Source organism: Dyella jejuensis, from assembly GCF_044904675.1.
GTDB lineage: Bacteria > Pseudomonadota > Gammaproteobacteria > Xanthomonadales > Rhodanobacteraceae > Dyella_B > Dyella_B jejuensis.
The window spans coordinates 25,677-52,565 of record NZ_JADIKJ010000022.1; the positions used below are offsets into that span (position 1 = coordinate 25,677).

The 26,889-nt window shown below is 57.8% G+C and carries 24 protein-coding genes, 1 tRNA gene and 3 pseudogenes; 17 read left to right on the top strand and 11 right to left on the bottom strand.

Translation table 11 applies throughout. The features are described 5' to 3' along the window. The first annotated feature begins 70 nt into the window (after positions 1-70). Positions 71-1,381, top strand: coding sequence for a GDSL-type esterase/lipase family protein (locus ISP15_RS16890; RefSeq protein WP_404548962.1), 1,311 nt, complete (start codon positions 71-73; stop codon positions 1,379-1,381). A 90-nt stretch (positions 1,382-1,471) separates the two neighbouring features. Further along, positions 1,472-3,058 carry an exo-alpha-sialidase gene (locus ISP15_RS16895; RefSeq protein ID WP_404548963.1) on the top strand — a complete coding sequence of 529 codons (1,587 nt, stop codon included), beginning with the start codon at positions 1,472-1,474 and terminating at the stop codon, positions 3,056-3,058. A gap of 55 nt (positions 3,059-3,113) precedes the next feature. Here the strand turns inward: ISP15_RS16895 and ISP15_RS16900 are convergent, their stop codons facing one another. The 5 genes from ISP15_RS16900 to bufA2 form a co-directional block, all read right to left on the bottom strand. Beyond that, complete coding sequence (locus ISP15_RS16900) at positions 3,114-3,902, bottom strand: FadR/GntR family transcriptional regulator (RefSeq protein ID WP_404548965.1); 789 nt, start codon at positions 3,900-3,902, stop codon at positions 3,114-3,116. A gap of 214 nt (positions 3,903-4,116) precedes the next feature. Next, positions 4,117-5,046, bottom strand: a complete 930-nt coding sequence (locus tag ISP15_RS16905) for an AraC family transcriptional regulator (protein ID WP_404548966.1) — start codon at positions 5,044-5,046, stop codon at positions 4,117-4,119. Between the two features lie 89 nt (positions 5,047-5,135). After that, on the bottom strand, positions 5,136-5,915 hold the full coding sequence (locus tag ISP15_RS16910) for an HvfC/BufC family peptide modification chaperone (RefSeq protein ID WP_404548968.1): 780 nt from the start codon (positions 5,913-5,915) through the stop codon (positions 5,136-5,138). Then, on the bottom strand, positions 5,912-6,760 hold the full coding sequence (gene bufB / locus ISP15_RS16915; protein WP_404548969.1) for an MNIO family bufferin maturase: 849 nt from the start codon (positions 6,758-6,760) through the stop codon (positions 5,912-5,914). The genes ISP15_RS16910 and bufB overlap by 4 nt, the downstream gene beginning before the upstream one ends. A gap of 68 nt (positions 6,761-6,828) precedes the next feature. Continuing rightward, complete coding sequence (gene bufA2 / locus ISP15_RS16920) at positions 6,829-7,098, bottom strand: BufA2 family periplasmic bufferin-type metallophore (RefSeq protein WP_404548971.1); 270 nt, start codon at positions 7,096-7,098, stop codon at positions 6,829-6,831. Positions 7,099-7,354: 256 nt separating this feature from the next. Here bufA2 and ISP15_RS16925 point away from each other — a divergent pair, with 256 nt between their 5' ends. Beyond that, positions 7,355-7,816, top strand: coding sequence for a DoxX family protein (locus tag ISP15_RS16925; protein WP_404548973.1), 462 nt, complete (start codon positions 7,355-7,357; stop codon positions 7,814-7,816). 394 nt (positions 7,817-8,210) lie between these two features. On the opposite strand, the gene ISP15_RS16930 is transcribed toward ISP15_RS16925, so the two are convergent. Then, entirely contained in the window at positions 8,211-8,429 is a 219-nt protein-coding gene (locus tag ISP15_RS16930; protein ID WP_404548975.1) for a transposase, read from the bottom strand. A gap of 228 nt (positions 8,430-8,657) precedes the next feature. Here ISP15_RS16930 and ISP15_RS16935 point away from each other — a divergent pair, with 228 nt between their 5' ends. The 4 genes from ISP15_RS16935 (at position 8,658) to ISP15_RS16950 (ending at position 13,606) form a co-directional block, all read left to right on the top strand. Beyond that, the gene (locus ISP15_RS16935) at positions 8,658-9,932 is read left to right on the top strand and encodes an HlyD family secretion protein (RefSeq protein WP_404548977.1); all 1,275 of its coding nucleotides are present in this window, start codon (positions 8,658-8,660) and stop codon (positions 9,930-9,932) included. Continuing rightward, positions 9,925-12,078, top strand: a complete 2,154-nt coding sequence (locus ISP15_RS16940; protein ID WP_404548978.1) for a peptidase domain-containing ABC transporter — start codon at positions 9,925-9,927, stop codon at positions 12,076-12,078. Before ISP15_RS16935 ends, ISP15_RS16940 begins: the two co-directional genes overlap by 8 nt. 67 nt (positions 12,079-12,145) lie before the next feature. After that, a complete protein-coding gene (locus tag ISP15_RS16945) occupies positions 12,146-12,346 on the top strand; it encodes a hypothetical protein (RefSeq protein ID WP_404548980.1) in 201 nt (66 codons plus the stop codon). 320 nt (positions 12,347-12,666) lie between these two features. Beyond that, positions 12,667-13,606 (top strand): IS630 family transposase gene (locus tag ISP15_RS16950; RefSeq protein ID WP_404548981.1). Its coding sequence is split into 2 segments (ribosomal slippage): positions 12,667-13,001 and positions 13,000-13,606, totalling 942 coding nucleotides; the frame shifts between segments, so codons are not numbered across the junction. A gap of 42 nt (positions 13,607-13,648) precedes the next feature. On the opposite strand, the gene crp is transcribed toward ISP15_RS16950, so the two are convergent. After that, positions 13,649-14,350 (bottom strand): cAMP-activated global transcriptional regulator CRP, encoded by a 702-nt coding sequence (gene crp / locus ISP15_RS16955; protein ID WP_404549004.1) that lies wholly within the window; start codon positions 14,348-14,350, stop codon positions 13,649-13,651. Positions 14,351-14,700: 350 nt separating this feature from the next. Between crp and speD the strand changes: the two genes are divergently transcribed. Continuing rightward, positions 14,701-15,486, top strand: a complete 786-nt coding sequence (speD, locus tag ISP15_RS16960; protein WP_404548982.1) for an adenosylmethionine decarboxylase — start codon at positions 14,701-14,703, stop codon at positions 15,484-15,486. Between the two features lie 122 nt (positions 15,487-15,608). On the opposite strand, the gene coq7 is transcribed toward speD, so the two are convergent. Beyond that, positions 15,609-16,262, bottom strand: coding sequence for a 2-polyprenyl-3-methyl-6-methoxy-1,4-benzoquinone monooxygenase (gene coq7, locus ISP15_RS16965; RefSeq protein ID WP_404548985.1), 654 nt, complete (start codon positions 16,260-16,262; stop codon positions 15,609-15,611). Further along, the gene (locus tag ISP15_RS16970) at positions 16,262-17,461 is read right to left on the bottom strand and encodes a (Fe-S)-binding protein (protein ID WP_404548987.1); all 1,200 of its coding nucleotides are present in this window, start codon (positions 17,459-17,461) and stop codon (positions 16,262-16,264) included. The genes coq7 and ISP15_RS16970 overlap by 1 nt, the downstream gene beginning before the upstream one ends. Before the next feature lie 125 nt (positions 17,462-17,586). Between ISP15_RS16970 and rplM the strand changes: the two genes are divergently transcribed. The 9 genes and pseudogenes from rplM to ISP15_RS17015 all read left to right on the top strand — a co-directional run bounded on the left by rplM (position 17,587) and on the right by ISP15_RS17015 (position 25,759). Beyond that, positions 17,587-18,015 (top strand): 50S ribosomal protein L13, encoded by a 429-nt coding sequence (gene rplM, locus ISP15_RS16975; RefSeq protein WP_404548988.1) that lies wholly within the window; start codon positions 17,587-17,589, stop codon positions 18,013-18,015. Positions 18,016-18,024: 9 nt separating this feature from the next. Then, positions 18,025-18,417 carry a 30S ribosomal protein S9 gene (rpsI, locus tag ISP15_RS16980; protein WP_404548991.1) on the top strand — a complete coding sequence of 131 codons (393 nt, stop codon included), beginning with the start codon at positions 18,025-18,027 and terminating at the stop codon, positions 18,415-18,417. A 67-nt stretch (positions 18,418-18,484) separates the two neighbouring features. Further along, a tRNA-Gln gene (locus ISP15_RS16985) sits at positions 18,485-18,558 on the top strand. A gap of 68 nt (positions 18,559-18,626) precedes the next feature. Further along, positions 18,627-20,027: a tyrosine-type recombinase/integrase gene (locus ISP15_RS16990; RefSeq protein ID WP_404548993.1), complete on the top strand. Its 1,401-nt coding sequence runs from the start codon at positions 18,627-18,629 to the stop codon at positions 20,025-20,027. 66 nt (positions 20,028-20,093) lie between these two features. Beyond that, positions 20,094-22,085, top strand: a complete 1,992-nt coding sequence (locus tag ISP15_RS16995; RefSeq protein WP_404548995.1) for an RNA-binding domain-containing protein — start codon at positions 20,094-20,096, stop codon at positions 22,083-22,085. A 257-nt stretch (positions 22,086-22,342) separates the two neighbouring features. Next, complete coding sequence (locus tag ISP15_RS17000) at positions 22,343-23,986, top strand: hypothetical protein (RefSeq protein WP_404548997.1); 1,644 nt, start codon at positions 22,343-22,345, stop codon at positions 23,984-23,986. 128 nt (positions 23,987-24,114) lie between these two features. Continuing rightward, on the top strand, positions 24,115-24,747 hold the full coding sequence (locus ISP15_RS17005) for an FRG domain-containing protein (protein WP_404549006.1): 633 nt from the start codon (positions 24,115-24,117) through the stop codon (positions 24,745-24,747). A 219-nt stretch (positions 24,748-24,966) separates the two neighbouring features. Then, positions 24,967-25,182, top strand: a pseudogene (locus ISP15_RS17010) (hypothetical protein); the annotation flags it as partial. Between the two features lie 253 nt (positions 25,183-25,435). Then, entirely contained in the window at positions 25,436-25,759 is a 324-nt protein-coding gene (locus tag ISP15_RS17015; protein ID WP_404548998.1) for a hypothetical protein, read from the top strand. Position 25,760: 1 nt separating this feature from the next. Here ISP15_RS17015 and ISP15_RS17020 read toward each other — a convergent pair. After that, positions 25,761-26,135: pseudogene (locus ISP15_RS17020) on the bottom strand (integrase core domain-containing protein); the annotation flags it as partial. Between the two features lie 2 nt (positions 26,136-26,137). Then, positions 26,138-26,889, bottom strand: a pseudogene (locus tag ISP15_RS17025) (IS3 family transposase); the annotation flags it as partial.

The window sequence follows — 26,889 nt, forward strand, 5'->3', positions numbered from 1 at the left end:
AAGTGCGTTGATGAGGATCGCACGTTTTGGCTATCGCCGTGCGTGGCTTTCTTTTCTTGGAGCAGCTTCGATGTCGCGCTACGTTGGCGTCCTGTTCTTGCTTATCGTTGGTCTGCTGCCCCATGGCGGCGCGGCTGTTCGGGCGGCCGAGCCGGGGCACTGGGTGGGCGCCTGGAGCGCGGCTGCCTTGCGCGCGCCGATAGAACCGAACATCCAATTACGTCGGCCACCCGGCAATCCGCCGTTGCATGTGCAAACCGTGCGCGAGTTCGTGCGCATCGACGCAAGCGGAAATCTGTTGCGCATTCACCTGGACAATCGCTACGGCAAACAAGCCGTGCACTTTGGCCATGTGACCATCGCGCGCGCTTCGACGAGCGGTAACGACGCTATCGATCCCTCGTCGTTGAGCGTCGTGACCTACCGCGGCAAACTCCAATTCGTGCTGCCGCCGGGAGGCGCGATCGATAGCGACCCCATACGCATGAAGGCGGTGTCGGGTGAGCGTCTTGCAATCAGCCTTTACGTGCCAGAAAACGTCGAACCCGCGTCATGGCATACCGATACGCGCTACCAACAAAGCCTGTCGGCGCCGGGCGACCACAGCGAGGATCCGCGCTTCGCCGACGCCCAGTCGGCACCGGGTTATGACTGGCTGACCCGCATCGACGTCTTCGCTGGACGACAGACACAAGCGATCGTGCTACTGGGCGATTCGATCACCAACGGCTACCACGCATTACCGGGTCACAGTTATCCCGAACAGCTGGCGGAACGTTTGCGCCATGCCGATTGCGCAAGATCCGTATTAAGTGCCGGCATCGATGGCAATCAGGTGGCCGCGGGCCTGGGCAATTTTGGCCAGGGTGACAGCATGCGGGATCGCCTTTCCTACGACGTGCTCGACGTGCCCGGCTTGCGGTATGTTTTCGTGTTCGGTGGCATCAATGACATCGGCGAGCCGACGTTGGCCGCACGCAATGCCAATAAACCATTGCCCGATGCGAAGGTGATGGCAGAACCGGTGATTGCCGCGCTGCAAGCTATCGCCGCGCGTCTCAAGGCAAGCGGTGTGCGTGTCTATGGCGCGACGCTGTTGCCCTTCGAGGGCACGCAAGGTGCCTATACGCCGCAAGGCGAAGCGGCTAGGCAGATGATCAACGCATGGATTCGTCATGAAGCGCCCTACGACGCGGTGATCGACTTCGATGCGGTGATGCGCGATGGAATGCAGCCTGCACGCATGCAGGCGCGTTATGACAGCGGCGATCATATCCATCCGAACGACACTGGCTATCGCGCTATGGCCGATGCGGTTCCGCTCGCGCTCGTGGGCTGCGATGACGCCGCAGCTCACATCGATAACCCGCGTAACCAATGAATGTGGCGCTCACGTTTCCCCAAGGCCGGGTTGATCCCACCCTCTTTTTTCCAGCCCGGCTTTTTCTCTTTTTGTGCAGCGAGGATCGTTATGACCAATCGAACATTGCGCCGCCATGCCATGCGCTACCTCTGCATCGGCGCCGGCGCGCTGCCGCTGGCTTGTGCACTTGCGCAGGATGTGCCGCCGGATGTTGCGGTCGGGCAATTCCTTGCCAAGGGCACCGGTTATGCATCCGTTGCGAGACTGGAGCAGCCATCCGATGCAGACGCGAACGGGCGCCTGCTGCTGGCGTTCGAGCAAAACGGCGTAGCGGGCGTGCCCTTGTATGCGAGCGATGATGCGGGCAAGACCTGGCATTTCATGCTGAATGTTACCGACCAGGAGCACGCCGGCGATCACGCATGGCAGCTACGCTGGCAGCCGAACATCTCTGAAATGACGCGCGACAGCGGCGACCTGAAGAAAGGTACCTTGCTGCTTGCCGCCAACGCCACGCGCAACGACGCCAAGGGCCATGTGGTCGAAGAAGACCTGCAGCTGTATGCCTCGACCGACTTGGGCAAGAGCTGGCATTACCGCGGCTCGATCGTGCGCGGCGGCGGCCATCCGGAAGACAAGGACAACCATGGGGTGTGGGAGCCGAATATCCACATTCTCGACGATGGCCGGATGATTGCGTATTACTCGAGCGAGCAACACAAAGATAAAGGCTTCAACCAGATTCTGGCGCACAAGCTGTCGACCGATGGCGGCCGCACCTGGGGCGAAGAGGTTGCCGATGTGGCGATGCCGGGCGGGATGGAGCGCCCTGGCATGGCGGTGGTCGCGCGGCTTCCGGACCAGCGCTACGTGATCAACTATGAAGATATCGATGGTCCGAACAATGGCCAGATCCATTTGAAATTCGGTGCCGATGGCTTGCATTTCGGCGATCCGGCTGACCATGGCACGCCGGTGCAGACCGAGGGCGGCGCGTGGCCGGCGGCTTGTCCGGTGGTGAGCTGGTTCCCGGTCGGCGGGGCGCAGGGCGTAATCGTGGTTACCGGCGAGCGTGCCGGCGGCAACGGCGATGCCGCCGGGCGCAGCTTCTACTGGAACAACGATGGCGGACGCGGACCGTGGTGGGAAGTGCCGGCACCGGTGCAGAAAATCACCGGCAACATCCATGCCGGCTGGACCCAGGCCTTGGTGCAGCAGAAGGACGGCAGCTTCCTGCACATCACGTCGTCGGCATCGCCGATCCTGGAGCAGGGGTGGAAGGCGGCCTACAACGTTATCCTCTACGCGGATGCGCCGCTGAACTTCAATCGTTATGAGGCCGAAGATGCGGCGCGCACGAATGCGACGGTGATCGGCAGCCAGCATGCGTCCAACCGGCGCATGGCGCGCATCGCGGCGGCGCCCTATGGCAAGCTCACTTTCGATGTCCATCGTGATCGCGGCGGCGCGCATGTGCTGCGCCTGCGTTATACCGATCTGGGCCTGCCGGCCACGCCGCGCATTAGCGTGAATGGCGCCGCGATGGCGACGGGCAGCAGCAAGGCGGATGGCGATAGCGGCTGGAGCTTCATGGACGTGAACGTCAACCTGCGCGACGGCGACAACACGATCGTGGTGGACGGCGCGGAACACGTTTATGACCTGGACTATATCGAGTTCGATCCGGCACGCTGATCACGATGCTGGCTTGCTGCCGTTCGGCCTTGCGCAGGATGGCGGCAAAAAAACTTCAGCTCTTGCCGCGACGCTTGTTGCTCAGGTTCTCGCGGGTGTCGGCGATGACCTTGAGCATGGCTTTGTGCGCGGTATCCGGATGCTTGTCGCGGATCGCCACCAGCACCGCGCGATGCTGCGGCAGCGAGTACTTGAAGTTGGCGGTGGTGCGCGCCGATAGTGTGAAATAGCTGCTGAGCGCCGTTTCGATCACCGAAAACAGCGAGATCAGCAATTCGTTGCCGGTGGCGGCCAGGATCGCTTCGTGGAAATCGAGATCGGCGCTGGTCCAGGCTTCCGGATCGGGCGCCGCTTCCATGCCTTCGAAGGCAACCTGCATGCGCTTGAGCTGCGATGCCGTGCGATGCCGCGCAGCGCTCGCCGCGGCGGCCGGCTCGATGATCTCGCGCATCTCGGAAAGCTTCTGCACGAAATCGGCGGTAGGCATGGAGCTGCAACGCCAGGCAAGCACGTCGGCATCCAGCTGGTTCCAGAAGCGCGCGTCGCGCACCCGGGTGCCAACTTTCGGGCGCGCCTCGATCAGCCCCTTGGCCGAAAGAACTTTCATGGCTTCGCGCAGCGAAGTGCGACTCACTTCCATGTCGTCGGCCATGGTCGCTTCCGGCGGCAGCACTTCACCCTGCTTCAGTTCGCCGCTGATGATGCGCTGTCCGAGCATCTGTACCACGTGTCCGTGCAGGTTGCGCGCCGCCATCGGGCCGGCGCCGCTGCGGACGCGACGTGCGAGGGCGGATGGTGCCGGCCGTGTGGCCTCGCCGCTCCTGCCGCTTCGAAAGGATGCCATTCGGTCGATCTCCTGCCATGCCACGCCGTGGAATGGGCCCGCCGGATGGACACACCAGATCGTTCAATGCGGCAGGCCTGCCTTGGAGCGGAGCTCTTGGCTGCGCTGCGACAGATGATGCCATGATTCATTCCGCGACTATAGGCGAGTGGCGAGCGGACCCCGGCTCCGCTCCGGGCCGCCTGCTCGTCGCGGACGGTCCGAAGGCAGGATTTTAGTTCAGGACGGGCGTTTCGCCGCCGGCGCGGATCCGTCCGGGACAGATGCCGCTGACCCGCTTGAAGAGGCGGCGGAACGCGGCTTCGCTGCCATAACCCAACTGGCCGGCGATCGCGGCCACCGATAATTGCCGGTCGCGCAGCAGCCGTTCCGCCACGTTGACCCGCCATTGCGTGACGTACTGCATGGGCGGCATTTTCATCAGTTGCGCAAAGCGCTCGGCGAAGGCGGAGCGCGACATACAGGCGAGCGAGGCCATGCTCTGCATGGTCCAGGGATGTCCGGGACTTTCGTGTACTGCCTGCAATACCTTGCAGATGCGGGTATCGGCCAGCGCGGCGAACAGGCCGCGCCGATCACTGTTGCGATTGGCGTAGTCGCACACCGCAAGCGAAAACAAAGTGTCGGCGAGTTTGTTCAACAGCAACTGGCGGCCGGGCAGGCCGGAGTTGACGACCTCGACCATCATCATCGACAAATTGCGAAAAATCGGAGCGGCCTGGGCGGCGCGGACCACGAAACAGCTTGGCAGCGCATGGCTCAGCGGATGGTATGCATGGCTGCTAAAGCGCAGTTCCCCACAGATCAGGCTGGTGGATAAGGCCGCCTCATCCTGCATCGATGCGCTCAGGCGATGGGCGTCGCCATGCGGAAACACGATCAGGTCACCGGTTTCCAGCTGCAGGGGCGTGGCAAGCGCCGCGCTTTCGACGGTGCAATGTCCAACGCCGACCAGATGGAAGAGTCCGCACGGGTAGCGGGGCTCGTCCATGAACCAGGTGCCGCAGCGATGCATGTCGGCGACGGCATCGATGCGTAGCATCGACTGATTGAGCAGGGATTCCAGGGCCGGTTCGACGCTCGTCAAGCGAGGGCGGTCGGCGAGAACGGGATGGTGCTCGACATACATGGGCAACGCTTCCATGACTAGGCTCTGTGCCAGTTATTCGCGGGAAGCGTTGCCACGGTTACATCGAGCGGACCGAGCCGCGGGGTGGGCGGACCAGGCCGCCGTCAATCCGTCCTCCAGCCGCGAACCAGGCCGGCGTCCAGCCAGGTGCGCAGCCATGCCACCATACGTGGCGCAGCGGTGGCCTCGCCATGGACTTGGGCCAGCTTTGCACACAGCGAGGCAAAGGATTCGCCTTGCACGGCAGCGCGCAGCACGGGTGTTTCGTCGTGGTCCAGCCGCCGGTAGTGCACGGTCATGGCGTGGCGCCAGATCATCATGTAGCGTGATCGGGCCAAGCGGCGCAGGCGGGGACGTGCCTCGCCACGGTCTGCCGCGCGGCGGAACGCATCGACGTTGTAGCGGCAGTCGAGCCATTGGAGGTTGTCCTGCATCTCCAGTCTGAGGCCAGCCCACGCTTGCGGAGGAACGGCGGCCAATTCCGCAAGGCTCGCCGTCGGTTGGTCCGCCGCATCGAACGCAGTGGAAATGGCCCAGTCCAGGCGTGCCATCTCGGCCAGTTGCGGCTTGCCGCACCAGGGTCGGGCACGATCGAGGAAGGCAGCGAGGCCGGCGCCATGCCATCGGATGTTGTAGTGCTGCGACGGATGCGCCTCGGCATAGGCGTCCAGCAGCGCGTTGAAATGACGTCCGGCCATGCAGCGCAGGCCGGCGAATTCGTTGTTCAGGGCGTCGCGCAGGCGAGTACGGTAACCATGCCGATAGACGTCCATACGGCTGGTTGCATCGGCAATGGCGTCGCTGCGTATCTGCGGCAACACCGGTGCTTTTGCATGGGTGACCGCCTGCAGCATGTGCTGCTGGATGTCCCGTAGAGAATTCATGCCGCATTCCGTAGCAGTGGTTCGGCCAGGGCGCGGGCATGTCCCAGTTCGCTTATCAGCTCCGCGAGCGGCGGAAAGTGATCGTCGCGCTCGATCATGGTCGACACGCGGCCAAAGCGACGCACGGCTTCCTGGTAAAGCTCCCACACGGCGCTGGAGACCGGCGCATCGTGGGTGTCGATAATCAGCCGGTCGCCTTGTTCGTAGCCGGCGAGATGGAATTGCTGGATACGCGAAGGGGGAAGATCGCGCAGGTAGTCCAGCGCCGAAAACCCATGATTTATCGCGCTGACGTATACGTTATTGATATCGAGCAGGAGCAGGCAGTCCGCGCGCTGGGCCACTTCGGCCAGAAACTCCCCTTCGCGCAATTGCGAAGCGGCGAAGCTGACGTAGCTGGAGACGTTCTCCAGCAGGATGCGCCGCTTGAGTATGTCCTGCACGCGCCGTATCCGGTCCACGACATGCTGCAGCGCTTCTTCGGTATAAGGCAGCGGCATCAGGTCGTGCAGATTCACGCCCTGTACGCCGGTCCAGCACAGGTGGTCCGATACCCAGGCCGGTTCGATGCGCCTGGCCAGTGCGGCAAGCCGGGCAAGATACGCTTCGTCCAGCGGATCGGTACTGCCGATCGATAGCGATACGCCGTGCATCACCAGCGGAAACCGTTGACGGAAGCGCTCGAGCCACACTAGTGGCAGGCCGCCATCGACCATGTAGTTTTCCGAAACGATCTCCAGCCACTCGACTCCGGCCGGATCTGCGAGCAATGCTTCGTAATGCTCCGTGCGCAGGCCAAGGCCGTAACCGAGGTAAGGCAATGCGTCCGTATTTATCGCAGGCATGGCGTTGTTTTTTGTCCTGAGCGGTAACAAGCGGGGCGCGTGCGTCGGCGCGCGCCCCGCAAGGTCGATCACTTCTTGACGGCGGCTTGTGCGGCGTTGCAATCGGCCTGGGTCTTTTGCATGGTAAAGCCTTCGCCCTTGCATGCGTTCTGGCCCTTGCACGCATTGCTGGCCTGTTTGCAGGCACCCTGGCCTTTGCAGGACGAAGAGTTCACGCACTTGACCATGGCGGTGTCGCCGGCGGGAGTGCCGATCGGTGCGGCGGAGACGGCGGCGGCGGCGAACAGGCCGGCCACCATGACGGCCATCGCGCTGGCATTGACTGTCTTGACGTTCATAGTTGGGACTCCAAAAAAGTGATTGCCGCGAAGCGGCTGGCATGTCTCGTCCGTTAGCGGTCTCGACGGGATCGATTGTGCTGCTGCGACACGCCGGCGACTGCGCCCGAGCATCCCGCTTTTATGCCCGATCGTCCGGCCTGTGCCGGCCATGTGGAGAGCCGGATCGCGAGCAAGAAAGCATGGACGCTCGGGCATGGCAGCGATGGGGACGCCCGCGCATCATGCGCCCACTTCATCCCAAGGAATATGTGCAATGCATCAATTCGTGGCGGCAAAGGCTTCGCGCCTGCTCGACCTTCTGCATCGCTGGCGCTGGCTCGGACCGTTGGTCATGCGGCTGGTGTTCGGCTACTTCTGGCTGGAGACCGGCATTGCCAAAGTGCATAACCTGGATGGATTTACCCAACGCTTCATCGGCTGGCACATTCCGTTTCCCGCCTTCAGCGCGACCCTGTCAGCGTGGACGGAATTGGTCGGCGGGTTACTGCTGATGCTCGGTCTGTTTACGCGGCTGGTGACCATTCCGATGATCATCAACATGATCGTGGCGGTCACGCTGGTGGTATCGAGCAATCTGATGGGCCTGGACGATTACGTCGAAGCCGACGAAGTGATCTATACGCTGATCTTCCTGTGGTTGCTGATCGCGGGCCCCGGCAAAGCGAGCGTCGATACGCTGGTGGCGCGATGGCTTGGCGTGCGTACCTGCGATTGAGCATCCTGTTAGGGAGCGCTTGACTAATGGCGGGATTTAATAAGTCGGCACGTGTGCGCGTGCGAGAGAACCTACTGATACATGCTCTCTATCGGTTACCTAACGGAAATTTGTGGTGAACATTAGGATCTTGGGATGCCGATTGGGACTATTTCGATTTCATCCGCGACATCGCGCAACGCACGCTGTCAACCATCCATTCGGACTGCTTGATGCGCTTACTCTATGACATGAGAGCCTATGCGCTGCAGCTCCAAAATAGTAAATCCTGCTTACACCAGTGTTGCTGTTATTCTGGTCGCTCGCTGACCAGGCTGGATTTTTATGCGTGGCTACCAGCTCCGTCGAGGCAGGCGACCTGTGGCGTGTGTTTCTTCTTCACATCGATCTTTCTTTAAAGATTGAGATGAACTTGTGTCGTTGACATATCGTCGGGTGGATATGTGATGCGACGAAAGTGCGAGCGCGTTCGGTTCGCGCACATCGGGCAGCGGAAGTCCTGCGGCCAGCGGGCTCGATACAGTACACGGCAGCAATTCGCTTGGGTGCCATACTGCGCAACAAACTCGACCATCGACAAACCATTTTGAAGCTGCGCCGGATTGATCGCCATGACGCCACTCCTCGTTACGGACAGCGTCAAAGTAATCGTAAAAACGTCTTATATCACGCGATTTTTGGCTGAGCGTTGGGCTAATCAGGTTTCCTGTTGTTACGTGGATCGGAGGGAAAAAACGGAGTTTTTGGGAAAACTCTGATTGCAACGATGCCCCAGTGCCTTATAGCGTCGACCTTGGCAAAGGTGATTGGAGCGAGGGCGTTCTATGCCAGGGAGGTACGCATGACGTCGACAAGCCTGTTTCGGCAAGAAGTGATAGAGGCGCGGCGTGGGGAATGGCTGGGGACCACGCTTGTCGCAGTGCCGCTGTCGCGTTGGCTGTTGACCTCCTTTGTGTTGGCGTTGGCATCCGCTCTGGTGTTGTTTCTGGTCTTCGGCCATTACACGCGTCGCGAAACCGTTATCGGGCAACTGGTGCCCACTGCTGGGCTGCTTAACCTGTCAGCTGCAAATGCCGGCATAGTCACTCATGTATGGATAATTGACGGCCAAACGGTGCGTCGGGGTGATCCCCTGATCGAAATCTCTAGTGAGCAGGACAGCGCCATGCTTGGCGACACGCATGCGCTAGTCGGTCAACAGCTAGATGTACAGCGTGCACGCTTGCAAGCCGACTTGCATACCCAGCAGCAACTCACCGCCCAGCAAGCTGTTGCGTTACGCGACAAAGCTTCTTTATTGCGTGCGCAGCTGGAGCAGATCAACGGTCAGCTGGTGATCCAGAAAAGAGAAGCCGAAGGTGCCGAGGAACTCTTAGAGCGCATCCAGCCGCTGGGTGCCAAAGGTTATGTGTCAGCACTGGCCATCCAACAGCAACAGACCACAGCCTTCAATGCTCAGGGGCAATATAAGTCGTTGCTGCGCCAGCAGTTAGACACTCGTCAGCAACTGGACGCTACGCAGCAGGAATTGATGCAACTCCCCCTGGATGCGAAGATCAAACGCAACGACACCGAGCGACAATTGGCCGAGATCGATCAGTCGGCGGCGCAGAACGAAATGCAGCGCGCTGTCGTGTTGCGAGCGCCACGCGACGGTGTAGTCTCGGCGGTGCTGTTCAAAGAAGGCCAGATGGTGGCCGCCGGGCAATCGATCCTCTCGCTGTTACCCGCCGGCTCGGTCCTGCAAGCGCAATTACTGGTGCCTTCGCGTGCGGTGGGCTTTATCGAGCCCGGCTGCCGCGTGGTATTGCGCTACCAGGCCTTTCCCTATCAAAAGTTCGGCCAGCAGTACGGCCGGGTGGTCGATGTCTCGCGTAGCGCATTGACGCCCGCCGAGGTACAAGCGTTGGTTGACAAGCAAACCCAAGAGCCGCTTTACCGCGTGCAGGTTTCTCTCGACCATCAGCAGGTGCTGGCCTACGGCAAGCCGGAAGCCGTCAAGCCGGGTATGGCCGTGGATGCAGACGTCCTGATGGAGGAACGCACCCTGCTCGAATGGGTATTTGAGCCGCTTTATGGCATGGCGCATCATCTGATGTGGGGCGCGCATGGCTGACGGTACGTCGTGGAACAGCCATTTGACTAGCAAAGGAATACAGGTACGGTTGCAATTCGGCTGGTCACCACGGTTGCCGATGGTGCTGCAAACGGAAGCAGCCGAATGCGGCCTTGCCTGTCTTGCCATGATCGCGAGTTATCACGGTCACGATATTGACCTTGCCGACTTGCGTCGTCGCTTTTCCTCCTCCCTTAAAGGAGTGACGCTTTCGCGTCTTATGGCGATGGCTGGGCAGTTGGGATTCACGTGCCGTCCGCTAAAGCTCGATCTCGATCACCTGAGCGAGCTGCGCATGCCGTGCGTTTTGCATTGGGACCTCAACCATTTCGTAGTGCTCAAGCGTGTGGTGCGGGGCAGCGTCATCGTCCACGATCCAGGGCGTGGTGTTCGCAAGCTCCGTATCCGGGAGGTATCCGATCATTTCACGGGTGTCGCGCTGGAACTGACTCCGGGTGCCGACTTCTCCCGCGTGCAAGCAAGGCAGGCAGTATCGCTTCGCGCGTTGACCGGGCGCGTGCGCGGCCTCATTCCGGCGTTAACACAAATCCTACTGCTAGCACTCGCGCTCGAAGTGTTCGTCCTCGCCGGCCCGTTCTATCTGCAATGGGTGCTGGATCAGGTGCTGGTGGCGGCGGATCACGATCTGCTGACCTTGTTGGGGTTGGGCTTCCTCGGCATCACAATTTTCTCAGCGCTAATCACCGCCGCCCGTTCGTGGGCCGTGACGTGGTTGGGCGCCACGCTCAATGTGCAATGGACCAGTAATTTATTCAGCCATTTGATGCGCTTGCCGCTGGATTGGTATGAAAAGCGGCAAGTCGGTGATGTGGTGTCCCGCTTTGGCTCCATCCAAACTATCCAGCGAACCCTCACGACACAGTTCGTCGGCTCACTGCTCGATGGTCTGATGTCGCTGGTTACCCTGATGGTAATGGCATTCTACAGCGTGCGGTTGACACTGCTAGTGTCTGGATTATTTGTCGTCTACGGGTTGTTTCGCTGGGGTTTCTTCAACCCACTGCGCCGCGCTAATGAGGATCAGATCGTCTGCGCCGCACGGCAACAAAGCGAACTGCTGGAATCCATCCGTGGCGCCATGCCGATAAAACTGGCGAATAAGCAGAACGAGCGGCTGCTACGCTACGTCAATGCCGCCGTCTCCACCGCCAATCGTGACATCGGCATCGAGCGACTGAGTATCGCGTTCACGCTCAGTAATCAGCTGATGTTCGGTATCGGTCGCGTGGTACTGATCTGGATCGCGGCCACGCTAGCGCTGAATAACAATTTCTCAGCGGGCATGTTGATTGCTTTTATCGCCTATGCCGATCAGTTCATTACGCGTGCAGCCGGGCTGATCGATAAATGGGTTGACTTCCGCATGCTCAAGCTGCACGCCGAGCGCGTAGCGGATATCGCATTGACGGCTCCGGAGAAAATGGCGGGCACCGCATGGAGCGGACCAATTCCGGAAGCCAGTATTGAAATGCGCAACGTCAGCTTTCGCTATGACGAGGGCGAGCCGTGGATTTTTAAGCACTGCAACCTACACGTCGAAGCGGGTGAATCGGTTGCGATCGTTGGTCCGAGCGGTTGCGGCAAAAGCACGCTGGCAAAGCTCGTGCTGGGTCTATTGGAACCCACCGAAGGTGAGGTGCTGTATGGCGGTATCGACATCCGCAAGCTGGGCCTGGATACGTATCGCCAATGGATTGGTGCGGTGATGCAGGACGATCAGCTCTTTGCCGGTGCGATTACCGACAACATCAGTTTCTTCGATCAAGAGGCTATGCCCGCCGAAGTCGAAGCGGCAGCCCGCATTGCGGCAATTCACGACGACATCATGGCGATGCCGATGGGCTACCAGAGCCTTGTGGGTGATATGGGGTCTAGCTTATCGGGTGGTCAGAAGCAGCGCTTAATCCTGGCGCGAGCACTATATCGAAGCCCACAACTTCTGGTGTTGGACGAAGCGACGAGTCATTTGGATATGCAACGCGAGAAAGCGATTAACGACGCGATCAAACAATTTTCCGTCACGCGAGTCGTGATTGCACACCGAAGTGAAACGATCAGGGTGGCCAATAATGTCGCATTGATTGAAAATAAAAAGATAAGGATCATCGAAAACTCACCCTGGTAGTTTTTCGAAAGAAGTCGGAATCAGGGCGGCTAATGAACATCCCTGATGCTAAAAACGGAGCATGATTATGCAAGAGCTGACAATCAACGAGGTTGAATTGGTTTCTGGATCAATGACTACCAATCAGTGCATTGGTGTGTACGCGATAGTAGGTGGAGTTACCGGTGGCGTAGCCGGTGCCTTTCTTGGCGCAGGCATTGGCGCATTTGGCGGTTCATCGTTTGGTCTTGCGGTTGGCGGCGCATTTGGCATGATTGTTTGTAACTAATCTACTATAGATAGCAGGTCACTTTTGTGGCCTGCCTTTCATTGCTAACTAAGAGAATCAACATATGGAAAAGTATTTTCCAGTAATAATTATTCTTTGTGGCGTGTTGGGGGTGGTTGGCAGAAAGAAAAGGTCGATAGTCATACCTGCTGTAATATGTGGATTCACAGTGAGCATTTTGGCGGCCTTCGGACTATTTGGCTGAAATTAAAGCGCCAGGGATGCTCTGAACTATTCTCCACTTCGTGCATCCTAGAGCATTTTTGATTTAAACATATACAACATGTAATGTACCCTCCGGCGTCGAGGAGGAGACGAACATGCATGCGTATTCGCAAGACCTGCGTGATCGAGTTTTGGGTGCATTGGAGCGAGGCGAAGGCCCGTCAGCGATTGCCAGGCGCTACGAAGTGAGCCGCCTGTGGGTGTACCAGGTGCGCCAACGCTGGGAAAAAGAGGGAAAGCGTCAAAGCTTGCCGGTGGGAGGTCATCGGCGCTCGCGGATTGCGCACAAGGAAACGGTGATTCGCGGGTGGATTGAAAAGACGCCGGATCTGACGTTGGCGGAGTTGAGTGATCGTCTGGCTGCGGAGGGCATTGAGATCAAGGTGCCGGCGCTGTGGCATCAGCTCAACAAGTGGGGTTTGAGCTTTAAAAAAAACCCTGCACGCCAGCGAGCAGTCGCGCGCGGACGTGCAGCAGGCAAGGACTGAATGGAGGCGCGACCAGCCGCAATGGAGTCGAGGTCGGTTGGTTTTCCTGGATGAAACGGCTACCACCACGTGCATGACCCGGTTGCGGGGCCGTTCGCCACGAGGGCAGCGNTGTGTCGCTTCTGCGCCCTACGGCCACTGGAAGACGACCACGTTCATTGCCGGCTTGCGTCACGATGCGATTACCGCGCCGCTAGTGCTCGATGGTCCAATGAACGGTGTCGCGTTTCTCGCCTACATCGAAACGTGCCTATGCCCCACGCTGCGGTCCGGCGACATCGTGGTCGCCGACAACCTGTCATGCCACAAGGTCGTCGGTGTCAGGGAGGCCATCGAAGCCGTAGGCGCTACGCTCCGCTACCTGCCACCGTACTCGCCCGACCTCAATCCCATCGAAAAAATGTTCTCCAAGCTCAAGGCCCTATTGCGCAAGGCCGCAAAACGAACCGTAGAAGCTCTCTGGACGGAGATCGGCAAGCTGCTCGATGTGTTTACACCACACGAATGTTCCAACTACTTTGCGTCGTGTGGATATGTAAATGATTGAATTGAAAATGCTCTAGCGCGGGCTACGCGACAGGCGAAGATCCTAGCGGGTGCCGCGCACCACGATAGTCTTGCCGGAGACTTCGATCATGCCCTGCTCTTCGAGCTGCTTGAGCACACGGCCGACCATTTCGCGCGAGCAGCCCACGATGCGGCTGACTTCCTGGCGGGAAATGCGTATCTGGGTGCCGGCAGGATGGCTCATCGCATCGGGTTCCTGGCACAGGTCCAGCAGGGTGCGCGAGATGCGGTTGGTGACATCCATGAAGGCCATCCGGCTTACCTGGCGCGAGGTTCGCAGCAGACGGTGGGTGAGCTGGGCGCCGATGGAGAACAGGATCTTCGGGCATTCGTCGCGCAGCGGGCCTTCCATCAGCTGGAACAGGCGCTCGTAGCTGATCTCGGCCATTTCGCAAGGACTGCGGGTGCGCACCATCGACTCGCGCTGCGCCTGTTCCACGAACAGGCCCATTTCACCGATGAACTGCCCGCGGCTGATGTAGGCGAGGATGAGCTCGCGGCCTTGCTCGTCCTCGGTGCACACGGCCAGCGAGCCGTCGATCACGTAGTAGAGCGTATTGGCGGGATCGCCGGGACGGATGATCGCGGTCTTGCCGGGATAGCGGCGGCGGTGGCAGAGACCGAGGAAGCGCTCCATGGCGGCAGGATCAGGCGCGAACCCCAGCGGAGCCTGTGACTTCTCGAAAGCTTGTTGTAATTGATATTTCAGCTGCACCACAGAAATTTCCCCAAGCTGAGTTTGTCCCAAGGGCCGCTTCATCCGGCGGCCACACGTACCGCGTTCCTTGCAACTTCCGCATTATGGCAAAGACGGCGTGAGCCTGTTGGATGCTCCGAGCACCTTCACGCGGCGAATGCGCTCCTGCGCGTCTCCCCATTCTGCCGGTCGAGCCCTCAGGTTCTGTTTTCGACCGATTTGCCGCATACTTCGCAGTCTTCCGGATGGTGGCAGCTGCCATCGTCCGTACACAAGGGGCGTGCAGGATAAGGGTCCAGCATGCTTTTTCTACAGCGGGGACCCTTGTAGCTAACCCGCCTCACCTGTCGGCCGTGACCCGGCCATGGAGTGTCGCCGTGGTGAAACCCCTTCCGCGCCTGCGCCTGCAAGGCTTCAACAACCTGACCAAGGCCCTGAGCTTCAATATCTACGATATCTGCTACGCAGTGTCGGAAGAGCAGCGCCAGCGCTATATCGAGTACATCGACGAACAGTATGACGCCGATCGCCTCACGCAGATCCTTACCGACGTGGCCGAGATCATCGGCGCGAACATCCTCAACGTAGCCCGCCAGGATTACGACCCGCAGGGCGCCTCGGTGACCATCCTCATTTCCGAGGAGCCGGTGGTGGAGAAGCTGGGCCGCGACACCATCTCCGGTGCCGTGGTGGCGCATATGGACAAGAGCCACATCACGGTCCATACCTATCCGGAAACGCATCCGCACAACGGCATCGCGACCTTCCGCGCGGACATCGACGTGGCCACCTGCGGCGTGATCTCCCCGCTGAAGGCGTTGAACTACCTGATCGACAGCTTCGAATCGGACATCGTGGTGTGTGATTACCGCGTGCGCGGCTTTACCCGCGACGTGAAGGGCAAAAAGCACTTCATCGATCACAAGATCAATTCGGTGCAGGACTATCTGGCCCGTCACATCCGCCAGAAATACGAGATGTTCGACGTGAACGTGTACCAGGAAAACATCTTCCACACCAAGATGCACATCAAGGACTTCGACCTCGACACGTACTTGTTCGAGGCGCACGCGGACGATCTTTCATTCAAGGAGCGCCAGCGCATCGAATCGCTGCTGCGACGCGAAATCGAAGAACTGTTCCACGGACGCAACCTCATGTAATGAAAAGCCCGCCGGAAGGCGGGCTTTTTCTTGATGCCGTGGCGAGCTGAGGGGGCGTTGCAAGAATGGCGACTCGCAGCTTCCTCCCAGGGTAGCTGGTCACACGAAGAGCGAACGGGGCGTCAGATTCGGTAGGCCACCGTCTTCATCACCATGGAACTGACATGCATCAGCTGCGGAATCGGGAACGGCAACCTCACGCCGCCACGCTCCCGGGCATGCTTGGCGTGCTGCATCTCTTCAACCTGCATTTGCCGCAGCACCGCGCGTGAGCGTTCGTCCTGCGCGGGCAACTTGCTCATATGGTTGGCCAGGTGCGCTTCCACCTGCTTCTCGGTTTCCACCACGAAACCCAGGCTGACGCGGTCGCCGGCCAATGCGGCGACCGCGCCGATGGCATAGCTGCCTGCGTACCACACGGGATTGAGCAGGCTGGGGCGACTATCCAGATCGTGCAGGCGTTCGGCGCACCAGGCGAGGTGATCGGTTTCCTCGGCGGCGGCCTGCCGCAGATGAGTCCGGTTCTCCTGTTTGCGCGCCAATGCCGCCTGGCCATCATAAAGCGCTTGCGCACAGACTTCGCCGGTATGGTTTACGCGCATCAGGCCGGCCACGCGACGGCGTTCGCGCTCGTCCAGCTCGGCCTCGGCGATGCCATGCGCGGGAGAAGGCCGGTTGGCTTCGGGCGCGCCAGCGACGGTTTCAAGCGCGCGCTCGATGCCTGCCAGCAGGCGATCGAGCGGGGTAAGCGTGCGTATAGTCATAAAGGTATCCATCAAGGGTCCCATTGCTGCGCGAGCAGGGTCAGCGGATGCATGGTCGGTAACGTCGTTGTCCGTTGCGCCAGCCCGGCGGCCAGATGCAGGCGGCAACCGATATTGGATGATAGAAGCAGTTCCGCATCCAGTGCGTCGAGGTGGGAGATCACGCCATCGCGCAAGGCGCCGGCACGCTCGGGAAATTGCAGCACGTGGCTGCCGGCGGCGCCGCAGCAGTAAGGCGGCGTGGGCAGACGCCGCAGCGCCAGCTCCGGGATCTGTTGCAGCAACGCCGCCAGCGCGGCGTCGCTACGGGCGACATTGGCCTGGGTGCAGGGCACATGCAAGGCGACACGGCGTGCCAGCGGACGAAAGCGCAGACGCCCGATGCGTGCGGCCAGCAGGACAACAGGGTCGTCCACTCGCACACCAGGAAGCGCGCGGCGCAATGTGCCCAGGCAGCCGGATGTCACCGTGACAAGATGATCCGCGCCCATGGCAGTCCACGCGCGCCGGGTACGCTCGGCTGCCGCCTCAGCCTCTGCTGCCTCGCCATCGTGAAGGTCGAGCGCGCCACAGCAAAAAGCCGGCATGCGGATGACCCGGTAGCCGACTGCGGCTAATAGCAATTCGGCAGCCTGCGCGGCGTCGGCATCCTGGACGCTGGCTACGCAGCCCGGAAACAAGGCGACCGTATCCGTCTGCGTACCGTGATGCTGCTGCACCGAGGACGTCGCGGGAATAGTGGGCGAGGTTGGCAGCAGAGCCAGGGAGGCGCGCCACAATGCACGCTTTCCGGGGTCAAGAAGGCGCGGGAACCAGCGGGCTGCTGCGGTCCGGCGGGCCAGTCGCTGCAACCAACGATTCAGATTCGGGCGCTTGGCTATCTCAAGCAGAAGCCGAGGGCGTCCTGGTGCAGGCCCCAGTAGCGCACGGGTTTCCACCAGCAGTGCCTCGTACTGGATCCCCGCCGGACACGCCCGCTGGCAGTTAAGGCAGCCCAGGCAGTGATCCAGGGGTTCGCGTAGTTGCGGGCTGGGGCTCGCTTGGCCCAAGGCCAGCGCGGCGGCGATGGCGATACGTCCGCGTGGCGATTCAGTTTCGCTGCCATCCAGCGCATACGTCGGGCAGACGGGCAGGCAAAGGCCGCATTGGACACACTGGTCGGCCAGCACGGCAATGCGGTGTCGGGGCTTCTCAAAGGGCATGACGTTCATGCTATCATTCGCAGCTCGCAGCCCACCTTGGGCTTGCGCGATGGATGAAAGCTTCGCTATCATCTCGCGCCTTTGTTCCATCGATTCCGCTTACCGCCTCTGTGGCGGCAGACAGGTATTCCGAAATGAAAACGTTCAGCGCCAAGCCGGAAAGCGTCAAGCGCGACTGGTACGTGGTCGACGCCACGGACAAGACCCTCGGTCGTCTTTCGACCGAGATTGCGCGTCGCCTGCGCGGCAAGCACAAGCCCGAGTTCACCCCTCACGTCGATACCGGCGACTATATCGTCGTGATCAACGCCGGGAAGGTGGCTGTCACCGGCGCCAAGCTGGACGACAAGATGTACCACCGCTTCACCGGCTACGTCGGCAACCTCAAGACCACCAGCTTGAAAGACCTGCTGGCAACCCATCCGGAGCGAGTCATCGAGATCGCCGTGAAGGGCATGCTGCCGAAGAATCCGCTCGGCCGCGCCATGTACCGCAAGCTCAAGGTATACGGTGGCACCGAACATCCGCATACCGCCCAGCAGCCGCAGGCGCTGGAAATCTAAGGAAGCATCATGGCGATTCAGCAGAATTACGGCACCGGCCGCCGCAAGACCTCCGCCGCCCGCGTGTTCCTGCGCAAGGGCAGCGGCGCGATCGAAGTGAACGGCAAAACCCTGGAACAGTTCTTCGGTCGCGAGACCTCGCGCATGATCGTGCGCCAGCCGCTCGAACTGACCCAGAGCGCCGACAAGTTCGATATCAAGGTCACGGTCGCCGGCGGCGGCATCACCGGTCAGGCCGGCGCTATCCGCCTCGGCATTGCCCGCGCCCTGATCGAGTACGACGAAAGCCTGAAGACCCAGCTACGCAAGGCTGGCTTCGTGACCCGCGACGCTCGCGAAGTCGAGCGCAAGAAGGTCGGTCTGCACAAGGCTCGTCGCGCTACCCAGTTCTCGAAGCGCTAATCCTCGCAAGAGGCCGCGTTTCGACCGACCGGTGCATCAAGTCAGAGCGCACCGCTCGGCACGGCATTGGGAGATCGTCTAACGGTAGGACAACGGACTCTGACTCCGTTTATCTAGGTTCGAATCCTAGTCTCCCAGCCAAATCGACGTTCCAAGAAATTTCGGAACGTTCCAGTAGGAAAGAAAACCCGCCTAAATGGCGGGTTTTTTTGTTTTTTGTTTCTAGACGTACCGGGATGTTCCCAAAAGTTTCACGCATCCTCTGGGGTAAGGCGTGGGGTAAAGCCGCTGCTCGTTGTAAATTACCCCACGGAGGCGGCCTCGAAAAAATGCTGCCGAAGTCGCAACCCAAGGAATCTCAAAGATTTTCATCCACGGATTACCCCATGCCCGGAACGCTAAGCAACGAATCGATCAGAGATGCTGAGCCATGCGAAAAAAAGTACTGGCTGGCCGATGAGCTCAATAACCTATATGTCTTGGTCATGCCCAGCGGTGCCAAATATTGGAAATTTCGTTACCGCCATAGTGGCAAGAACGATGAGGTGACGGTTGGTAAGCCATACCCAAGGATGCTTTTGAGTGCCGCGCGAACTGAGGCTCGTCGGCTGCAAGTTCTCGTGGATAAAGGGATAAATCCGCGTGAGGAAAAGAAGCGTAAGAAGCAAGCTGCAAAACAGAGTGCAGCTAACACCTTCGCTGAAGCGGCCAACGCTTGGCATGCTTTCCGGGCTCAGGCATGGAAAATTCGTACAACAAAACAAGTAAGGGAATACTTAGATAAGGATCTCTTGCCGGCCTTTGGGCGAAATAGGCTCGATGCTATAACGACTGAGATGCTCGCGGATCTTGTCCATCGGATTAGTAATGAACGTGCAGCACCGGATGTGGCAAAGAAGGTGCGGCAGTGGCTTCGTGCGATTTACGAGTATGCGAGAGCAAAAAATTGGACCAATGCTGATCCAGTTCGCGACCTCCACGCGATCACTCTTATAAGGACAGAATCAGCGCCTTATCCACATATTGCATTTGAAGAACTTCCTGCCTTTCTGTTGGCTCTGAAGAATGTCAAGGCTTCGCCACTTGTAAAATGTGCCACTTACCTCGCTCTATGGACAGCGAACCGTCCAGGTGTTACTCGAACCATTCGATGGTCTGAGATCGACCTTGAAAAGGGTCTGTGGACGATCAAAAAGGGCAGAGACGAGATGAAGCTCGGCTACAGGCATGTCACTCCACTCTCAAGTCAGGCTGTGGCTGCCCTACATCAAATCCACAAAGTGACGGGAACGTTTGAGCACGTTTTCATCGGCAGAAATGATCCAAGTAAACCAATGAGTGATACTGCGGTTGGTCAAATGCTAAAGCGTATGGGCTACGGCGGGCGTCAGACTATGCATGGCTTTAGGCATGTGGTCAGTTCAGCCTTGAATCGAAAAGGCTATGCGCCTGATCACATAGAGAGGCAGCTTGCTCACAAGGACCCCGACAAAATGAGGGGGGTCTATAACACCGAGCCGTACTTAGATGATCGCGGAAAGATGCTCCAAGAGTGGGCTGACATTTTAGACTCGCTGTTTCAGCCCATTGTTTGCCAGTTTGACTGGTAACGATGCAATGTAGCTACTTGGATTGACAACCACAACGGTTCAAACCTATTTTTTATGGAAAACCACGTGAACGATTCCTTCAGTATGCTCGCTTCGGATTTTGAATTCCTGAAAGAGTCGTCTGAATACGAGTGCAAGTTAGCGGGTGGTCGAGATGGCAATGGCGAACTACCTAAGGATTTTTGGCCAACTTATTCGGCGATGGCTAATACGGCTGGTGGGATCATCTTGCTCGGACTTCGCGAGTTAGATGGGAAGTTCATCGCTGAAGGTATTAAGGATGTAGAAAAGGTCAAGCGTGAACTTTTTAATAATGCAAACAATAAAGAAAAGGTGAGTGCCAATCTTCTGACAAACGAGTGCGTTGCTGAAATTGATGTCGAGGGGAAGACGATACTTTGGGTGAATATTTTTAAGGCATCGCGCAAGCAGCGCCCTGTGTATCTTAACAATCGTCCCTTTGGCCATACCTATCGCAGATTGCATGAGGCGGATCAGCATTGCGATGACGAGACAGTCAAACGAATGCTGGCCGAACAGGTAGAAGACGAGCGAGACGCCCAGATTTTGAAGGGCTATGGGCTTGACGATATTGATCAAGATAGTTTGCGTGTTTATAGGCAGCTGCTTCGAGCTGAGAAACCTGATCATCCATTTCTTGAACATGACGATCAGGAGTTCCTGCGATGTTTACGTGCGTGGCGGCGAGATAGAGAGAATGGTGACGAGGGTTTAACGGTTGCTGGGTTGCTGATGTTTGGCTCTTGGGCTGCCATTCAAGAAGCATTTCCACATTACTTTGTGGACTATCAAGAGCGTCCTGAAGCGCGCACCGAAAATCGGTGGGTGGACAGAATATTTCCCGACGGAACTTGGTCCGGCAACGTATTTGATTTCTACAGGCGCGTTTATAGAAAGCTGATCACGGACCTAAAAGTGCCATTTGCGGTCAAAGATGGGCAGCGCCTTGGTGACTCTCCCGTTCATATCGCGCTCCGCGAGGCACTAGTGAATACTGTGGTGCATGCCGACTATACCGGGCGGTTGTCGATCCTCGTTGTAAAGAGGCCAGACATGTTCGGTTTCCGCAATCCGGGTGGCCTGCGCCTTCCACTTTCACAGATATTGACGGGCAGTGAAAGCGATTGTCGTAATCGCATCATGCATCAGATGTTCCTGATGATTGGTCTCGGCGAACGCGCGGGTTCTGGTGTGCCGAAGATATTCAGCAGCTGGAAAAGTCAGCATTGGGCGCCGCCGAACCTTTATGAAAAGGAGGAGCCTGAACAGACGTTGTTGGAATTACGAATGTCGGATCTGTTGCCTGCGGATGTAGTTGAGCAGTTGCGAGAGCTGCTCGGTGATGCCTTCGAAGAGTTAGACACTACTGGTAGGCTCATTTTGGCGACAGCCCGAATGGAAACAGTGGTTAACCATGCGCGGCTGATGAAGATTTGCGCCTTACATGGCCACGATCTGAGCTTGCGTCTAGCCAACATGGAAAGAGACGGTTTACTCGCGTCTTCGGGGCAAGCTCGGGCGAAGGTCTATCATTTGCCCGGTGATATTCCGGTCTCACCCGAAGACGTATTTGCACCCGGACCTTGGCCCTTAAGCTCCGGGCATACAACTCTTAGCTCCGGGCATAAAGCCCTGAGCTCCGGGCATAGCCCTGAAAGTAGCGGCCAATCCGGTGGCTCGCGGGATCAAGAAGGGTGTTTATTGTCCCCTAGGCTAGATGCCCCTCTAATTGATGACCTCGCCCAAGTCTCAGAAGCTTTGAGATCATCCTTGGAGGCTTTGGCGGTCGCGCCACGTACAAATCGACGCATTTCTGCCGACGAAATGTCTCGCACGATATTGGCAGTTTGTGCCGAGCGCTATTTGACATTGAGCACTCTTAGCAAACTTTTGGATAGAAATGGCGACACCTTGAGAAAGGTGCATCTTGCCGAATTAGTAAAAAGGGGGGCGCTCAAACTTGCGTTCCCGGCCACTCCAACCCATGAGAAGCAGGCATACCGGGCGGTTCATCAATACGACGATAGCGAAGCCTAAAGTCAGGGGCTTCTGCCGCTCAATTCTCAAAATGTATACGATTTGATTTTGGGAGCGATCGTTTTTCGTTGCCTAATAAAATGTGGCAAAGGTGTGCTCAGCGGCTAAAGGGGAAGTGCGTGGCGAATACCGGAGTGGACGGAGGTGCGACGGGAGGGGTTGACCAGCCCAGGCGGGAGGGGGTTAATCGAGATGCCTTGGAAAAAGCGCTACCAGAGCACACAGACCTCCGAGACGCGGCTGCGGTAACCGTCCCCATGGATGACTTGACTAGCGAGTCCCTCGCCGAAATGGCGCTGCTCAAAAATACAATGCCCGATCTGTCTGATGTTGCGGCGTTGACGTCCAGTTTCGATTCAAGCTCGATCGCGGCAGCGTTGGCAATGAAGAGTTCCATTCCGGACTTGACCGCTATGAATGTGTTCAAGGACGACTTGATCGGTAAAGCGATTGCTGCTCACACATCTACAATGCCCGATCTATCTCATGTTGCGGCGTTGACGTCCAGTTTCGATTCAAGCTCGATCGCGGCAGCGCTGGCAATGAAGAGTTCCATTCCGGACTTGACCGCTATAAATGTGTTCAAGGACGACTTGATCGGTAAAGCGATTGCTGCTCACACATTTACAATGCCCGACCTGTCTCATGTTGCGGCGTTGACGTCCAGTTTCGACTCAAGCTCGATCGCGGCAGCTCTGGCGATCAAGAGTTCCATTCCAGACTTGACCGCCATGAATGTGTTCAAGGACGACTTGATCGGGAAAGCGATTGCTGCTTACGCATTTACAATGCCTGATCTGTCCGATGTTACGGCGCTGAAGTCGAGTTTCGACGGGAGTTCGATCGGGGCCGCTCTCGCGTTTCAGGACTCCATGCCGGATGTTAAAAGCTATCTCCTGAATTCGCCTAGTTACTCGGCTTTTACCACTATACGTAACTCATTGAGTGAGATAGTGGACGGGAAGCATGGGTTTCAATTTTCGCAGATTGCAGGAATCAAAAAAGTATTCGAAGAATATCACTCCGATCACGCGGCCTACTTTAAAGGTGGGGAGCTAAAAAGCTATCTCTTGGACCAGATCAGTGGGTCCATGGAGCGAATGAGGATACCTTCGCTGGATATCGTAGGTGCTGCTGCATCCGTGAAGGGGGTTCTCGAAGTTCATCGGATGGCTTCGGTTATCGACCGGTTCACAGCATTCAATGATAAGACAGGAGCAGTGCTAAGAGGACTGCTGGGTGACTGGCGAGATCTGCAAGACTTGTCATCTATTTCCTTTGAGCAGAAGGAAAATAGAGGCCGCTTTTATGTTGATCAGGGTCTAGACAACTCACTGACCAATTTCACGCCAACAGCATTTGAGGAGCTTGCGGAAGGTTCTGGCCTACGAATCGAAACTACATCGCTGGCAAAAATGTTTGGCGAGCCGGTACCAATTGCTCAGGGTGAAGAAGTTGAGCTGGGGCGAGCCATGGAAGCGTATGGTTATCTCGTAAGGTTCGAAAGGTTCATCCGTAAAGCCATTGATGACGCCATGACCAAGGAGTTTGGAGAGGATTGGCCGCGTCGTCAGCTTCCAAATGGAGTTCACGATTCATGGGTGGAGAAGAAGAAAAAGGCCGATCGCGAAGGTGGTGCGAGATTGCGCTTGATTGATTATGCCGATTTCACTGACTACGAGCGAATCATCGCAAAGAGGGATAACTGGAGTAAGGTTTTTTTTGCCTTTTTCAATACCCAAGAAAGTATTCGTGAATCTTTGCGGCGACTTCAGCCGGTACGTATTTGCGCGATGCATTCCAGAGAAGTAACTAACGACGATATGCTCTACCTATACGTCGAGATTAAGCGCATAACGAGCGCTTTCATGAAGAAAATAGAAGTCACCCTAAGGAAGTGATGTGACCGGAAAGACATGGCCTCTGCGCTATTCTGAAGATGAGCTTTGGGCGCTCGTCCATAGGCATCGCACAATTGGGGTAATGGAAAGGAAGTGGTCGTTTGCCCCGGAACGACCAAGGGCAGAAGGTGCTTCTTCCAGCTACCTATCCCCCATATCTCTTTCGAGGACAATCGAAACGTCATGTTCCATGCTTTCCTTCCATGTATCGTCATATAAAAACTATGCCGCAATATATGTGGAAGGTCTCGGAGGCAGACGCGATGAGGATAGTTGCCGACGCAGCGCGAACGCTTTGGTATTACTCAGAGTTAGAGAGGCATCCCATATTTCAGTGGGCAAAGGCAAATAGGCTATACCTGCCCGAGCTAGAACTCGCTCAGCATTATGGTATTCCGACCGCACTATTAGATTTGTCGGAGTCAATTGAAGTTGCGCTTTTCTTCGCAACGCATGAATTTAAGGATGGCATGTTTCATCCTTGTACGTCAGGGACCGGCATATTGTATATGGTCGACCGTACAAGAGTGCCGAAGGGGCTCGTGTCTCGCTTCATCTCTGTGGCAAGTCAACCTTTTCTGAGGCCGCTTAGTCAATGGGCTTGGACTTGCGAATTGCTCATGGGGGAGTGCTTCGAGGACTGCCCATCGCTAGGCGCAATAGAATTCGAGCATTATGTGGCGGGTTTTTTATGGTTTCTGTTTCTCTGCGTCTCTGTGTTGTGTCTAGCGGCTTCGTCCATTGCATGGGACAAACCGTGAGGAGATCAGCCGCTTTAAATTTACCCTACGGGGCTATGGCTGGTGTACTGATGAGATGATCAAAGCACTGATGCCCCGCAGAGAAAAAATTCTGGGTTTCAGATGGTATGAACGGGCTGTACCTGTAAGTAGCCCTACGGGCGCCAAGTACTGGAAATTTCGTTTCCGTTTCAACGTTAAAGGTGACGAGCTTAAGGCAGTAGATACGCTGAAGCGGCCAATGACTGGCATGCGTTTCAATCGAGGGCTTGGGCAACGTGCACGATCGAGCAAGTGCGACAGTATCTTGACAGGGACCTTATCCGTAGCCTCGGAAGGGTTCCCCTCGATGAGGTTTCCCCCCGAAAAAAAATTGGCCGATTTTCCAGAGGCTGTGAACAGCCGTGCGCCTGGTGTGGCCAAAAGATGCGGCAATGGCTGGGAGCCAATTTTTAGCTATGCAAGAGCGAAAGATTGGACGAAAGCAGATCCCACGAAAGATCTGAAGGCGATCACATTATTTGGTCTCCCTTCCCGGAGGCATGCGCACCTCCTATTGGACCAGATGCCTGCATTTTCGCAAACTTACCCAGGCTGACGCCCAGTCGCTCGGTTAGCGGACACATTCGTCATGCCCATCAAGGCAGTTTAGGATGGGTAAGGAAAAGTCGATTCACGGTCCCATTTACGCGCATGGAGGATTTCCTAGATGGCTTCATTTACAACCAGGCCGCTCTTAGTTCTATCACTGTTTGCAAATGGTTTAGTGGCGGTATTGCTCCTGACAGGATTTGCATCATCACGCTCATCGACATTCGATGAAATCACGGTTCATCGAATCAATGTTGTCGAACCGGACGGCACGTTGCGCATGGTCATTTCAAATAAAGCGGATTTGCCAGGTGTAATCGTGAAAGGCAAAGAGCAACCGCCGCAAGATCGGCCACAGGCCGGCATGCTCTTTTACAACGATGAAGGCTCCGAAAACGGCGGTTTGAACCGCCCCGGCTTTCGTGAAGGCTGTTTGGTTTAAGTCATGCTGGTTCAGCGGCTCGTGATTGCGCGAGTTGCCGATAGTAGTTTGCCTCGGCCTCCGCTGGCGGGATATAGCCGATTGGTGCAAGCAATCGCTGGGCGTTGAACCAGGCCACCCATTCCAGCGTCGCAAGCTCTACGGCCGCCTTGGTTTTCCATGGCCCTCTGCGGTAAATCAGCTCGGCTTTGTAGAGCCCATTGATAGTCTCGGCGAGTGCGTTGTCGTAGCTGTCGCCGCGACTTCCCACTGAAGGTTCGATTCCCGCCTCGGCCAGGCGTTCGCTATAGCGGATCGAGACGTATTGCGAACCTCGATCGCTGTGGTGGATCAACGTGCCGTCGCGCTCTGGACGACGGGCGTAGAGCGCCTGCTCGNCGCAAGCTCTACGGCCGCCTTGGTTTTCCATGGCCCTCTGCGGTGAATCAGCTCGGCTTTGTAGAGCCCATTGATGGTCTCGGCGAGTGCGTTGTCGTAGCTGTCGCCGCGACTTCCCACTGAAGGTTCGATTCCCGCCTCGGCCAGGCGTTCGCTATAGCGGATCGAGACATATTGCGAACCTCGATCGCTGTAGTGGATCAACGTGCCGTCGCGCTCTGGACGACGGGCGTAGAGCGCCTGCTCGAGTGCATCGAGTACGAAATCCGTACGCATCGAATCGCTGACCCGCCAACCGACGATACGGCGGGCGAAGACGTCGATGACAAACGCGACGTACAGCCAGCCCTGCCAGGTCGAGACGTACGTGAAATCACTGACCCACAGCTGGTTCGGTCGGTCGGCACGGAATTGCCGATTAACCTTGTCCAGCGGGCGCGGTGCATCACGATCACTGACGGTGGTGCGCACGACCTTGCCGCGCATGACGCCGCGCAGTCCATGCTTGCGCATCAGCCGCTCGACCGTGCATCGTGCCGCCACGATGCCTTCGCGGCCGAGCTGTCGCCAGACCTTGTCCGCACCGTAGACCTGCAGGTTCGCTCGCCAGACGCGCTGGATCTGCGCAACCAGCGCCTCGTCGCGCTGTGTTCGCACCGGACGTCGTTCCGGCTGGCGCTGGCGTGCGGCATGCACACGGTAACCCGATGGGGCGATCTGCAAGGCTTTGCAGATCGGCTCGACCCCAAACG

Coding starts and splice junctions, on each gene's coding strand:
- ISP15_RS16910 (WP_404548968.1), bottom strand. CDS start 5,915: ATGAATTCTCTACGGGACATCCAGCAGCACATGCTGCAGGCGGTCACC.
- ISP15_RS16890 (WP_404548962.1), top strand. CDS start 71: ATGTCGCGCTACGTTGGCGTCCTGTTCTTGCTTATCGTTGGTCTGCTG.
- ISP15_RS16905 (WP_404548966.1), bottom strand. CDS start 5,046: ATGGAAGCGTTGCCCATGTATGTCGAGCACCATCCCGTTCTCGCCGAC.
- ISP15_RS16930 (WP_404548975.1), bottom strand. CDS start 8,429: ATGGCGATCAATCCGGCGCAGCTTCAAAATGGTTTGTCGATGGTCGAG.
- ISP15_RS16970 (WP_404548987.1), bottom strand. CDS start 17,461: ATGAACGTCATGCCCTTTGAGAAGCCCCGACACCGCATTGCCGTGCTG.
- ISP15_RS17015 (WP_404548998.1), top strand. CDS start 25,436: ATGGCTTCATTTACAACCAGGCCGCTCTTAGTTCTATCACTGTTTGCA.
- ISP15_RS16925 (WP_404548973.1), top strand. CDS start 7,355: ATGCATCAATTCGTGGCGGCAAAGGCTTCGCGCCTGCTCGACCTTCTG.
- rplM (WP_404548988.1), top strand. CDS start 17,587: ATGAAAACGTTCAGCGCCAAGCCGGAAAGCGTCAAGCGCGACTGGTAC.
- coq7 (WP_404548985.1), bottom strand. CDS start 16,262: ATGGATACCTTTATGACTATACGCACGCTTACCCCGCTCGATCGCCTG.
- ISP15_RS17000 (WP_404548997.1), top strand. CDS start 22,343: ATGGATGACTTGACTAGCGAGTCCCTCGCCGAAATGGCGCTGCTCAAA.
- rpsI (WP_404548991.1), top strand. CDS start 18,025: ATGGCGATTCAGCAGAATTACGGCACCGGCCGCCGCAAGACCTCCGCC.
- ISP15_RS16945 (WP_404548980.1), top strand. CDS start 12,146: ATGCAAGAGCTGACAATCAACGAGGTTGAATTGGTTTCTGGATCAATG.
- ISP15_RS16895 (WP_404548963.1), top strand. CDS start 1,472: ATGACCAATCGAACATTGCGCCGCCATGCCATGCGCTACCTCTGCATC.
- bufB (WP_404548969.1), bottom strand. CDS start 6,760: ATGCCTGCGATAAATACGGACGCATTGCCTTACCTCGGTTACGGCCTT.
- bufA2 (WP_404548971.1), bottom strand. CDS start 7,098: ATGAACGTCAAGACAGTCAATGCCAGCGCGATGGCCGTCATGGTGGCC.
- ISP15_RS16900 (WP_404548965.1), bottom strand. CDS start 3,902: ATGGCATCCTTTCGAAGCGGCAGGAGCGGCGAGGCCACACGGCCGGCA.
- ISP15_RS16935 (WP_404548977.1), top strand. CDS start 8,658: ATGACGTCGACAAGCCTGTTTCGGCAAGAAGTGATAGAGGCGCGGCGT.
- ISP15_RS16940 (WP_404548978.1), top strand. CDS start 9,925: ATGGCTGACGGTACGTCGTGGAACAGCCATTTGACTAGCAAAGGAATA.